Genomic DNA, 13,019 nt, shown 5'->3' on the forward strand with positions numbered 1-13,019 from the left:
TCTCACCCCCTTTCAAATGATTTCTGGTTTTGTTGTAAATTAAGTTGTACTGCTTCAGGTGTTTGAGAATGAATAATTCTTGCTTTTCTATCTTCATTAGTCACAAGTTTTGTCAATTGAGTAAGCGGCCGAATATGCAATTTTCGATCAATGGCTGCTACGATAAAGACCAAATGGATCCTTTCTCCCTGGAAATCTACGCCTTCCTCTATCTTTAATAAGCTCATTGCTAGTTCATGCACGCCGTCTTCAGGTGAAGCGTGAGGAATTGCCACGTGGGGACTAATTACAATATAGGGATCCTTCTTGTTATTTAACATAGCCTCTAAATAACTCTCCGAAATGCTCCCATTATCAATTAATGGTTTGGAAGCAACTGTTAGTGCTTCTTCCCACGAGTCCACTGTCTTTTTAAGAACAATAGTATCCTTCCTTATTAAGTCAAGAAGATTCATTCTACTAGGAGTTATCGTTTGTTTAAGGGAGGATTGATCGTCCCGATTCAAATAATTTTGTAAGTCCTTTAATAATTCATCTTCTTCATCAATCCTTGAATGACTTTTAATGATATCCATGACTTCATTCATATCAATTTGACTGGATAAATAACCATTAGTCTCAAGCATCACCTGTTTCTTAAGACGTCGCTTATCCTCTTCATTTAAAAATGCTTTCGTTAAGAATAACTTTTTCTCTGTTTCTAAATAACTTGACGCAAAAACTAAATCGTAATCCAAGTCATAATTTTCAAATTCGCGAATAGATAAGGAATCTAATAAAATAAATTCAGGAAACAATTCTTTCAATTCATTAAACATTAACCTAGAGACGGATACTCCTTGAGGACATACGACAATCGCTTTTACTTTTTTTTCGATACTTTTCCCCTGTCTTTTCATCCACCCGCCAATAAGCATCGTAATATAGGTGATTTCACTTTCAGGTATTTCGGTTCCGATAAGCTTTTCTAATGATCCAATTGACCTTTTAACTAAATGGTTTAATTCTTTAAATTCGTTGCTCTCAGGCAGTTGGAACGTAAGGGTGGTATCTGTCAGATTGTATTTGATTCGATAGTACGCAGGTTTAATATGTTGAAAAAGACTGTTTAATAACTGCTGCCGATCTTGAAAATATATACAGGCATTCTTTTCAAACATATGAAGGACTTCATTAATCGCGGGCATCAAGTTAGGTATTGGTTCTTCTGTGATTAATTCAGATGAATGAACGTTTGTTGTTAAAAGGTGTAAAGTAATAAACAACCGCTCAGCAATCGGGAATGACCGGTATTCACAAAAGATCTCTTCAGAAGCTTGATACTCCTTTGTATCTACTAGATCTTCATAGTTGATCGGATTTGTGATGATCTCTTTTCCTTGGTTTACTCGTCTAAGAATGAGTATGATGATGTAAGGCATCATTTCTAATTTTTCATCTGTAAATTTTATATTTAATGTGTCCTCCACTTTTTCAATACGCTTTATGAATTTATGAATATCACCTTCATTAATTTGGGTAATTTCATTCAATTTTTCTTTAATGCTATTCAATTGCAACACTTCGTGCATGATCCCAATAAATAGTTTTCTTATTTGAATTTCTTTACCTTTTAAGCGGTAACCGTGTTTTCTTGTATATTGGATGGAGAGCTCATATTCATTCAAGTAATCTTGCGCTTGTCTTAAATCATTTAAAATTGTATTCTTGCTGACTAGCAGCTCGCAGGTAAAATGGTTGAGCGAAAGTTCTTCTTGAGAGCTTACGACCATCAAAATTAAGATATAAACACGCTGCTGCTCCGTTAGCACTTGCGAAGGCTTCATAGAATTTTCACCATGAAGGGCAATAAATACATCTTCACTAATAAGAAAATGACCTTGTCTTGTTCTTTCTATTACAGGAAGGCTGTTTGACATCAGCCAGTCATTAAGCTTTTGGATACTATAACCAAGCTGTCGGCTTGTCAAATTTAATTTCTTTTCCAGATCGATACTCTTAATACTTGGATTACTGAGTAGTTCATCAATAATTTTCTTACTTCTGATGCTTATCATCACTCTTTGCGCCTCCTTGTAAAACATAGTATCACCTCAACCGAACTAATTGTATCCGTTTTCATCGCAATGTATTGAAGAGTTATTGTAAGGCACTTCGATCCTATTTTTAACACCCACAAAAAACGCCCCGAGACATAAACTTGTCAGAGGGCGCGACTAATGTATTTTGTTCTAAATGGGTTAGGACCTCTCCATATAAGTATAATTTTCACAAAAATAAACTAATAATCAACACTGTACCAAGACCGACAATTGAGTTGGTAAACAAAAGAAGCCCCCACGTTTTAAACGTTTCCTTAATAGATAAGTTAAAATACTCTTTGAACAGCCAAAAAGAGGCATCATTCACGTGTGTAATCGTATTACTTCCTGCTGCCGTAGCTAATACCATCAATACAGGACTTACATCAAACGTATCAACAAGCGGTCCGACGATCCCTGCAGCTGTAATTGCGGATACGACTCCTTGTCCGGTAGCAATTCGAATCAGGGCTGTTATAAACCATGCCATGATTAACGGAGAGACGCTGGTATTTTGCATGAGGTCAGCAATATAATCACCAACACCCGTGTCCAAAATGACTTGCTTGAAAGCTCCTCCTCCCCCGACAATAAAGACGATCATAGCAATCCCTTTAATAGCCCCTGAGAATGACTCCATAATCTCCGGCATTTTCCGTCCTATTCGAAGTCCGAATAAATAAATAGCGATTAACACTGCGAGCAGCAAACTAATTTCAGCACTTCCGAAAAAATTTACAATTTCATAAAGAAATGTACCTTCTTTAATAAATACATTGAAGATTGTAGCACCAGTGATGATGATCGCTGGAATTAAAGGAACAAATAAACTGATTAAAAATCCAGGCATTTCTTCATCCGAAAATTCTTTTGGTTTTTCCAATAGAGGCGGCACCGGGTGGTCAATGTTTCGCAATAACCTAGGTAAAATGAGCCCTGCACATAAGACAGAGGGAATGAATACGATGATTCCTAAAATGTACACCATTCCCATATCAGCACCATAGGCATCAACAAGAGCTGTAGGTCCTGGTTGAGGCGGGAATAAGCTGTGAGACATCGTTGCTGCTGCCACCATCGTAACACCTAAACGTATATAAGGGGTTTTTGCCTCAATTGCTATACTAATAACAAGAGGTGCCAGGATGATGAAAGCTACCTCATAAAAGACAGAAATCCCGAAGATGGCGCCGATGATTAAGATGGCCCACTCCACATTTTTTGCTCCGAATTTGTTCAATAATGTGGTGGCTAGACGCTGGGCAGCCCCGGAGTCTACCATCAACTTCCCTAATACAGCACCAAGGCCGATAACGAGTGCCAAACTACCAAGCGTACTGCCGAACCCTTCTTTGATCGACTCAACGACCGCTGTCAGCTTCATTCCATTTAATATACCTACGACAATTGCGGCCACCAGTAATGCTAGCAGACCATTGAATTTCAAGCGAATGTTCAGGAATAAAAGCAATGCCACTCCTATAACTACTGATATGATTGGGAGATTACTAACGATCCAACCCATAACTATTTCCTCCTTGTATCATTTTAATGCTTCTCCGTTTTAAAAAAAGAGAGCGCGAAAGCGTGTGTAAACGACAAAACGAACGGATTACTTTTGTTAGAGCTTACTAGATTATGAACAAAGACTGGGTGCTGCTTATTATGTAAAGTGACTGGTCACATTTTTTTGGAATAGAAGTCTTCATTTTCTGCCAAATTATAATTAGTTTGTTTACTAAACAAATCATTGAGTTTATGATAAATGTAAGCGTTTTATATTTCAAGAGCAAATCGCGCTTTTTTATAATTCGTCCTTTATTTAAAGTTTTGCTAAAATCTATCCTAACTGAAAAATTCTAGAGCTAAGGAGTTGAATAGCTAATGAGTAAGGGAGATGCGAGTTACATAAAGCAGATGAACCGCCGCATTTTAATAGAACACATCCTAAAAGAAAAATCTCTTTCCAGAAGTGATTTATCGAGGCGTACAGGATTGAATAAAGCTACCGTTTCCGTGCAAATCAATGAGTTAATTCAAGAAGAAATTGTGGTGGAGCAAAAGGTGGGAGAAAGTGTAACACTGGGACGCAAGCCAATCTTACTCGAAATGAACGACCAGGCAGGCTACAGCATAGGGATCGATATTGACGATACAGTGATCCGCGGCGTTTTTTTAGATTTTAAAGGAAACCCTTTTCACCATATCTGTTTACCTATTACTAACAATAATTTTGAAACGATAATTAACGAAATAGAGATCCATCTATTACCCTTAATCAACAAATTTAATAAGAAACACAAGCCAAGAGGCTTAATAGGAGTTTGTGTAGGGATCCACGGAATCATTAATAATGACAGTCAAATCATTTTCACCCCTAAACATCATTGGTCGAATGTTCATGCAAAAGAAAGATTGGAAGAAACCTTTCATACACCGGTATTTATCGATAACAATGCTAATTTGAGTGCATACGGAGAGCATGTCTATTTTGAAAATATTTCTGATTTATTCTGCATCACGTTATTCTCAGGAATTGGGCTTGGAATTATTAATAACTTTTCAATTTATCGAGGGTTTCAAGGCTTTGCTGGAGAAGTTGGCCATATGATCATTGACCCTAATGGACCGACATGTGCGTGTGGCAATCATGGATGCTGGGAGTTGTATGCCTCAGAGAAGGAGTTATTACACAAATTATCGAATCATTTTCCGGAAAAAATCCACAATAGCTCACCTGCGGAACTACTCGAGCATCCGAGTTTTGCAGAACCATTCGATCATTACTTAAGCAGCCTGAGCTATGGATTGAATAATATTATCAATATCTTTAATCCCCAGAGAATCGTTCTAAACGGAGCTTTAATCAATAAGAATCCCAACGTCGTTGAAGAGATCAAAAATAAATTACATTCTAAAATTAATAATTATGAAGAAATCCGAATTTCACAATTGGGTGAATCGGCTTGTGCGATGGGCGGAGCAGCCTTTGTTCTAAAAGATTATTTTAACCTTCAGACTCTTGATTTTTTATCTTACGAATATTTCACTTCGGATTGAGCCCGTAGTACTTTAGCATTCCGGTAAGGATCTATCGAAGAATAACCTGTGTGATTCACAAAAAAACTCATCTCCAGCCATCCTTACGGCAGGAAATGAGCACAAATTATTCATGTGATTTGCGAAATTTTCCATACAGGTCATACCCGGCAAAAACTAAAATAGAAGCCGTAATTCCAGTAAGTAAGATAGAAATACTCCAGTAGACTAAGTTATATGTAAGGAACACTTCCTGGTTCAAAGCTTCCGAATCAACGAACCTGCCGATAATCACAGAAAACACGCCAAAAGAATCAAATAAATAATAAACGAATAGAAATGCAGGCACTAAAAAAATGTAATAAAACACAACAGGCATATCCTGCCGCTCTGGTTTCACCTTTTCACTCCCCTTCTTCCTTTAAGTACGGGCCATAGCGGGTTAAGGTTTCGTTTTTTCCAAATTTATCAAATAAACAACCAGGCAGTTAAGGGTATGACCTGCCATCAACGTCTTTTCATATGAAAAGGCCACCATACTAGGGTGACCTTCTCTACTAATCTATTGGCAGTGGTGCCTTTGGTGATACAAGGTTTTCTTCTCTTAATTCCTGCCAGAAAGCAGCTGGAATATTCTCCTTAAAGGCTGCCACGTCTTCTTTCACATGGGCAGCTTGAGTAGTACCGGGGATAACTGCGGCTACTGCAGGATGAGCCATGGAGAATTGAAGGGCGGCACTTTTCATACTTACGTCATGCTTTGCAGCGATCTGTTTAATGCGCTCCGTCTTTGAAAGAATTTCTCCGGGAGCCTTTTCATATTCGTAATGATCTCCGCCCACTAACACTCCTGAGCTGTAAGGGGCACCAGCGACAATGCCGACGTTTTGTTCGATGGCTCGCGGCATCAGCTTAAGCAGTGCGTGTTCATGGTTTAATAACGTATAATGAGTCGCCTGCAAGCATAAATCTGGACGGGTTTCTTCCAACTCCAAAGCAATTTCAATTGGTTCTGTCCGGTTGACTCCCAGACCCCATGATTTTATTACTCCCTCTTCACGAAGGCGGGTCAGAGCACGGAAGGCTCCTTTTCTCGCTGTATCAAATTTTGAAACCCACTCGTCTCCGTGAAAATCCGGGGACACATCATGGACATACACAAAGTCCAATCGATCCGTTTTCAAACGTTCGAGACTTTGTTCGATGGAACGAAGCGTTCCATCTTCGCTGTAATCATCTTTGACTTTATTTTTGCGTCCATACGCAAACAGTCCTTCTTTTTCTTCTGTTTCCTCTTCTACGACTCTGCCTACTTTCGTGCTTAAGAAATAATCATCCCGGTTGTGTTGGGATAGAGCTTCTCCGAGACGAATTTCGGCTAATCCTGCCCCGTAGAAAGGAGCTGTATCAAAATAGCGGACTCCTTGGTCCCAAGCGGTATCGATTGTTTTCCTGGCTTCTTCTTCAGACACTTCCTTGTACATATTTCCTAGAGGTGCCGTACCCAGGCCAAGTTTTCCTTTTATTATATTCATCTTGATTACCCTCCTATTGGAGAATTTTCTCTTTAAAAGAAAAGTCTACTCCATCTTAGTTTCCTTTTCGTTGGAGGTTTAAACACGTATATTTCCAAGAGACATTTATCCTGCTGTTCACGAAGAAAAGATGCATTCTCCCAAACCCTCAGGCTTTTTTTCCGTCACATGTACTTCTATCACTGCACCGGTTTTGATAGTAATGAAGCGTTCCTCAAGCTCCATCACAACCTCTGATAAAAAGATGCCCCCTTCATCTTCAAAACCATAACCAATCAATCTTTTTACGAGATTGGGTTCACAAGAAAAACCAGAATCCAAGATGAGATACTTTTGTTCCGGGTGATCTGATTGCTCATAATTTACTGGTGCCGGTGTTTTTTGCGCGTGAACGAATAACAGATGATCACCGGGTTCATTCTCAGTCCAATCCAATTTAAAGTAGCATATTCCTGTGGAATACGGATGCTTAAACTCTAAGACGGGGTCTACACATATTAGACTCAGATCCTTTTTAAAAAACGTATCCATTCTTCCTGCATAAATCCCTGTCCAATGCCAGCCCTTCATCCCTTTAAATTTCTCCCAGTCTTCGTTCATTCTGTCCCCCCTCGATCCGCCGAACGCAAAAGATAACGCAACTGAATCCTTCACATACTCAGGAACTTAAACAAATTTATACATTAAGACATCATCAGCATATTGATCTTCTGCGAACTTAATTTCTTTTAACTTACGCCCCTCTTCTTTAAATCCAAAGCTTTTATATAAGGCTATGGCTCTTTCATTGGTTGAAAATACACCGAGGGATACCTTTTCAATCAAAATATGATGAGTGGCCCATTCTAATAGTTCTTCTATCAGCTGCTTCCCAATGCCCTTATTTCTAAACTGTTCGCCAACCATCATGGCAACAGCGCCCGTATGCTTTAGCTTTTTCCGATCGTTCGAATGAAAAGCAGCCCATGCCATTACTTCTCCCTCCAGGTCAGCCACTAATATTCTTTCTCTATCATTCTGAAGCAGTTTATCAATCCATGATTCTACATCCTCAACTGTTCTATTAAATTCCTTAAGACCAGTGATGAAATACTTCTCTTCAGAAGTGACACTTCGTTGAATTTCCAGAATAGGCTGCGCATCATTGAGCTGTGCGTCTCTAATCCTTATTTCCCTTTCAAACTTTCCAACCTCGTTTAACAAATAAGATCACCTCATGTCCCTAAAGGTTTTATACTGAAACGCTGCAAAGCGAAATAAAAAGCTGAAGAGTTTTAACAAAGTTCTTCAGCTGTTTACGTCTTCATTTTTTTCCATGACTGCAAAGTAATTATTCTCATAGTCCGCAAAATTAAATACTTTTCCAGAAGGCATGTTTACAATCTCTCCAACCGTGATTTCTCTACGGACCAAGTTATGATGCAATGGTTGAAGATCTTCGGAGTAAAACATGAGTGAAGGTGTACCAAGATTTAATTCCGGCTGCATTTTGGCAATCAATTCCTTATTGTGCAGGACAAGGCTTGTTTCGGCCTCCTTAGACGGAGCAACTTCTATCCATCTCATTCCTTGACCATCATTTTCATCAGCGATCACCATGAACCCCATTATATCCGTCCAAAAGTCGACGGCTTCATCCTGATTCTCTACATAAAGCATAACTTGACCGAGCTTTTGAATCATTCTATCCCTCCTTTAATGAATATATTTATGTTTACTTCGACAGTTCTAATAAATAATCCTTGAAAGGTTTATCACTCCAGATAATCCGTCTCCAGCGGTACCTCTTTAACTTTCTGACCCTCATAAGAAACGTGGTACGCTCCTGCCTCTGGCCGCGAGCTTACAATCCGGTGCAGATGTTGATCCATGTAATGCAGACCAACACCATCATCTGCTGCTATCCCGGGCTTTACCTTCCCTTCGGCCATAAATTTATGGTAAGCAGGCCGTCTCTTTTCCTCTTCATCATAATGAGGACAGTTGCTCCCGCTTATCATCCCTAAACAACGGATAGGCTCCAGTTGATCGCCATAGGAATCTGTAATGGCATCTTCAAACCAGCAAATGGATCCTGCGCTAATGCCGGCAAGAATAACTCCCTGCTCCCATGCTTTTTTAAGGATTGAATCCAAGCCCCATTCCTTCCATAGAACTAATAAATTTTTCGTATTTCCTCCGCCGACATAAATAATATCTTTCTCTAACACGTACCCTTCTAAATCTCGTGTAGGTGGTTTAAATAAGGACAAATGAGAAGGTTCACAGTTTTGTTTCTTAAAGAAATCATAAAACCATGAAATGCAAATATCCGAGTCTCCATTGGCGGTAGGCACATAACAGATCTTCGGCTTTTCTTTTTGAGCTTGGTGCAAAATATATTCATCCAGAAGTGGATTTTCCGGTTCTTCAGAAAATCCTCCGCCGCCTAAAGCGATGATTTGCTTCATCCTTCATTCTCCCTTCCAATAGTGAAGTACTTTTTATTTCTAATCTTAGACTCTTTTTCCTTCATTCACTAGAAAGCGGATAAAAGTTTAATCCCCATCTGTTCCGCTTTTGTTATAAAACAAAAACGATTCATCGTTCGATTTTCTTAATGAATACGTACGGTTGGCTTCTTTTTTATTCTCCTTCCTTGTCTTTTGATAATGTACAGCTTGCACTTCCTCGATCCCTTCTACAATGAACTGCATTGTGAGAATAATGACCATGAATGCACCTAGCACAGGAATGATCATCCAGTAAGGGCCAGTGATTAGAAGGTTTTTAGCATCTCCTAAAAGACCAGACCATTCAAACGATACAGACATGGGAGGGTCAGGCGGGTTGACAAAAGTTCCACCGAAAAACAATTGAAACAAGCCTAAATGAACAAAAAGGAGTAACACTTGAATATATTGCCGACCGAATAGGATGCCGAACCTGGAGGCGATCTCCGGCAGGACATGTTTTCGGAATACATGAACGCCTCTCCCGCCAAGCACATGGGAATTCGTCACATATTCCCTTTGCAAAATCAACTTCATCTCATTTCCAATAGCAGTCATAACTAAAGGTACAGCTAATAACGCGAGGAGAATGATTTCATAAAGCATACGCTCATGATAACCGAGCGGCCAGTCCCCTTTAAATCCCCATAATACAGGCTTAAGCAATAAATATGCTAAGATGCTTAAAGGCAGAAAGTACAAGACATTCACCATATGATCGATCACTCGCTTCCACTTCCCGTGAAGAAAATAAGCATAGGGAATGGCAAGAAGGAAACCGACTATCACTCGGAGAACTGCTATTCCCGCTGCAAAGAGAATCGTATATTTGGCTCCGAAGACAATCTTATCGGCAATGCTGAACCCAAATTGATCCGAACCTAATAAAAATTCTGAAGAAGGCGGATGTGGAGGAATATCTGAGATCTTTCCATCTTCACCGTATAGAAATCGTTTCTGAGTCAGCTCGTTATTTTTTAAAGCTGAGTAAATAAAGCTGTATAAGGAAAAGCCAACTAGAAACAGGAGTCCTCCAAGTACCTTTTTATTTTTTAAATAGCGCAGCATGGACTTTATCCATTTCATTGCCGTCCTGATTACTGACTTACCGTTTAATTGAGCGATGGCACTTCTTATCGACCATGAAGGCATGAATACCGGGCCGACAGATATTGGCTTGAATTCTTCCTTCTGCTCCCATTCTTGAAAGACATAGAACAAAATATAAAAAGGAGTAAAAAGAAAAGTAAGGGCTACGGCTATAACAATAGGCCGAAAATCTTCTAATAAAAAGGCCGTCAGACCGTGAATATTAAATATGTATTCCACTACCAGCAGTGAGGAAAGCGTCGACCAAATAATGATCTTTCCATGTTGATATAGGTACGGCAGCAAATTGCGGAGGATATGATTGAGAATCAGCGCAAACGATCGGATCCCTTTACTCCTCGCGAACTCTACATACTCCTTCCGCTGTTCCTCCTTCATATAAAAAAGTAATATTCTATAAAAAGAAATCATAGGGAGGATCGACAGCGTAAAGGTAGGAAGAAGCACTATTTCTCTTTCATAATTGGCATAATGAAAAAGTAAAACACCGGTCTGCTTATAAATATAGACAATGAAAAGTTGAAGGCCGAAAGCAAATAATAGTTCTGGAATGGTTTCTAATAGTTGAGATAACCGTATCAATACTCTCCGAAAGCATGCTGGTAAAAGCATCGTCACGATGCCTAATAATAATGCTGCTACAAATCCAAAAGCAATAGCTCCGGTAAATATCTTCATAGAATATACATAGGGTGGAAATAAGTAAGGCAGGATGGCTTCACTTCGTTCTCCAAAGTGGTACACCCACGTCTCGTGATGCGGCAGACTGATTAAAAAATGAAAGTACGCTTGGCTGAATTCTACTGGAGAAATAAAGCCATGCTCCTCCATTACCTTGGGAATGATGCTTACACCAATGATTCCAAATAAACCAATGAAATAGTACAGCAACACTCGAATTGCTTTCATCTATGCCCCCCAAAACCATCGATTACTAACAATTATTACAAACTACCTACCAATTAACAATATATTCCTTATCCAGTTGTCTGAATGCTGTTTCTAAATCCCTCTTCTTATACCTTTAACAAAACTTTCTCTGCATAATTACGGCTTTCCATTAATTGATGAGCGAGTTCAGCTTCCTTCAAATCAAAGACCTGTGCAACAGGAAGCTCAACTTCGTTTAAAGCAAATCGTTTCACTACTTTTTGTGCAACTGGTGCCAATCGTTCTGGGGCATGTTTTCTTGTTGTGCCTAAGCTGAATCCCTTTATATTCCGGCAGCTGCTATGGACATCACTTGTTTTGAACGTTCCTGCCTTTCCACTGCTGTTGCCAAATTGAACAAGCGTGCCATAGAGCGCTAAACAATCCAGACTCCTGCTGGTCACTTCCCCCGCAACAGAGTCAAAGATTACTTGCGCTCCCCGATGATCGGTTTGTTTTAATACTTCCTCAGCAAAGTTGTCATACGTGCATACAACGTTCACGCCTAAATTTTTAACATAATCTTCTTTTGCCAAATTACCGACAGTTCCTATAATTTTTTCCACCCCGGCCGCTCTGGCAAATTGGGCAAGCATTGAGCCGACACCGCCAGCAGCACTGTGGATTACGATGGTGTCCGTTGCTTTCACCTGGCCAATTTCATGAAGAAGAATGTAGCTTAACATTGATACAGTGGGCAGGGCTGCTGCTTGTTCGAATGATAGTTGGTCCGGGATTTTGAACACTAACTGTTCCTTGGCCACCGCATACTCGGCATAGGAACCACTTCTCGGAAAAGCAATCACCCGGTCCCCTTTATAGAAGTGAGAGTCAGCAGATGCTTCTACTACTGTCCCTGCCGCATCTAAGCCGAGAATAAACGGAAAAACACCTTTTCCTTTCTTTCCTGCACGTTTTTTGATATCAGCATAGTTGACACTAGTATAGGCGATTTCAATAAGCACTTCGTTTTTTTCAATTTCAGGACGTTCCACGTCTGTAAATGTAAGGACATGAGGATCCCCAAATTCATTTTGGATGACTGCCTTCATCTTTTTCATCTCCTTTAATGGAATTGATCCATCGATTAATCGATCAAAAGGTGATTCTCCTTTTTATTCAATAATTCCATTCAGAAATCCTTTATAGATGGATCCCCCTTTGCATCAAAGCAAAAGAAGCAGCTGACAAATGTCAGCTGCTTCTTATAAATACCAAACTACATTATTTGTGGAAGAAATCGCGACGGCTCCTGCCTGAATGGCATTTACCACATCTTCCTTCTCGCAAACAAGTCCGCTTGCGATGAGCGGAATATTCACTTTTTCCTTTACCCACCCGATGGCCTTTGGCATCATACCTGGCAGAATTTCTATAAAGTGGGGGTTGGATTGAGCGATTTGCTTATCCATACTGCGGAAGGAAAACGAGTCCACTAAGAAAAACCGGTGAATCGTATAGAATCCGTAGTCCCGGGCTGCATGAACCATATGAGCTTTTGTGCTGATAATTCCATCCACATCTGTATTTTCTTTTAAAAATTGAAGAGCAACCTCTTTATTCGATGTTCCTTCGAGCAGGTCGATATGAACAAACGCCAGCTTATCATGATTCTTTACCTTTTCCACAATTTCGCCAACATTGATGAGATCACTGTTTAATATAAAAACCACGTGACATTCCGTTTGAATCGCTTCATCGAGGCCCTTATCATCTTTAACTGCAGCAATAATCGGATTTTCTTCCAATGCCTGCTCCACATTTTTCCTCATAATTTTCTCCTCATTCCGTAGTTTCTCTGTACGCCATTATAGCCTATTTGTCCTTTCAAC

The 13,019-nt window shown here is 39.7% G+C and carries 12 protein-coding genes; 1 reads left to right on the forward strand and 11 read right to left on the reverse strand.

Annotated elements, in window-relative coordinates; translation table 11 throughout:
* Positions 1–2: 2 nt before the first annotated feature.
* Both MUN89_RS20620 and MUN89_RS20625 read right to left on the reverse strand, forming a co-directional pair.
* A complete protein-coding gene (locus MUN89_RS20620; protein WP_244713978.1) occupies positions 3–2,057 on the reverse strand; it encodes a BglG family transcription antiterminator in 2,055 nt (684 codons plus the stop codon).
* Positions 2,058–2,268: 211 nt separating this feature from the next.
* Positions 2,269–3,606, reverse strand: coding sequence for a gluconate:H+ symporter (locus MUN89_RS20625; RefSeq protein WP_244710015.1), 1,338 nt, complete (start codon positions 3,604–3,606; stop codon positions 2,269–2,271).
* Positions 3,607–3,965: 359 nt separating this feature from the next.
* Here MUN89_RS20625 and MUN89_RS20630 point away from each other — a divergent pair, with 359 nt between their 5' ends.
* Positions 3,966–5,141 (forward strand): ROK family transcriptional regulator, encoded by a 1,176-nt coding sequence (locus MUN89_RS20630; protein ID WP_244710017.1) that lies wholly within the window; start codon positions 3,966–3,968, stop codon positions 5,139–5,141.
* A gap of 106 nt (positions 5,142–5,247) precedes the next feature.
* Here the strand turns inward: MUN89_RS20630 and MUN89_RS20635 are convergent, their stop codons facing one another.
* The 9 genes from MUN89_RS20635 to MUN89_RS20675 form a co-directional block, all read right to left on the reverse strand.
* Positions 5,248–5,520: a hypothetical protein gene (locus MUN89_RS20635; protein ID WP_244710019.1), complete on the reverse strand. Its 273-nt coding sequence runs from the start codon at positions 5,518–5,520 to the stop codon at positions 5,248–5,250.
* A gap of 157 nt (positions 5,521–5,677) precedes the next feature.
* Complete coding sequence (locus tag MUN89_RS20640) at positions 5,678–6,655, reverse strand: aldo/keto reductase (RefSeq protein WP_244710021.1); 978 nt, start codon at positions 6,653–6,655, stop codon at positions 5,678–5,680.
* Positions 6,656–6,772: 117 nt separating this feature from the next.
* Positions 6,773–7,255 (reverse strand): hypothetical protein, encoded by a 483-nt coding sequence (locus MUN89_RS20645; protein ID WP_244710023.1) that lies wholly within the window; start codon positions 7,253–7,255, stop codon positions 6,773–6,775.
* Between the two features lie 66 nt (positions 7,256–7,321).
* On the reverse strand, positions 7,322–7,858 hold the full coding sequence (locus tag MUN89_RS20650; protein WP_244710025.1) for a GNAT family N-acetyltransferase: 537 nt from the start codon (positions 7,856–7,858) through the stop codon (positions 7,322–7,324).
* Between the two features lie 84 nt (positions 7,859–7,942).
* Positions 7,943–8,338, reverse strand: coding sequence for a VOC family protein (locus MUN89_RS20655; protein WP_244710026.1), 396 nt, complete (start codon positions 8,336–8,338; stop codon positions 7,943–7,945).
* Positions 8,339–8,409: 71 nt separating this feature from the next.
* Positions 8,410–9,105 carry a Type 1 glutamine amidotransferase-like domain-containing protein gene (locus tag MUN89_RS20660; RefSeq protein WP_244710028.1) on the reverse strand — a complete coding sequence of 232 codons (696 nt, stop codon included), beginning with the start codon at positions 9,103–9,105 and terminating at the stop codon, positions 8,410–8,412.
* A gap of 87 nt (positions 9,106–9,192) precedes the next feature.
* The gene (locus MUN89_RS20665; RefSeq protein ID WP_244710030.1) at positions 9,193–11,166 is read right to left on the reverse strand and encodes an ABC transporter permease subunit; all 1,974 of its coding nucleotides are present in this window, start codon (positions 11,164–11,166) and stop codon (positions 9,193–9,195) included.
* A 107-nt stretch (positions 11,167–11,273) separates the two neighbouring features.
* Positions 11,274–12,239, reverse strand: a complete 966-nt coding sequence (locus MUN89_RS20670; protein WP_244710032.1) for a quinone oxidoreductase family protein — start codon at positions 12,237–12,239, stop codon at positions 11,274–11,276.
* 153 nt (positions 12,240–12,392) lie between these two features.
* The gene (locus MUN89_RS20675) at positions 12,393–12,959 is read right to left on the reverse strand and encodes a glycerol-3-phosphate responsive antiterminator (protein WP_244710034.1); all 567 of its coding nucleotides are present in this window, start codon (positions 12,957–12,959) and stop codon (positions 12,393–12,395) included.
* Positions 12,960–13,019 lie beyond the last annotated feature (60 nt).

The organism is Halobacillus salinarum (genome assembly GCF_022919095.1).
In the GTDB taxonomy this organism is placed as follows: Bacteria; Bacillota; Bacilli; order Bacillales; family Halobacillaceae; genus Halobacillus_B; species Halobacillus_B salinarum.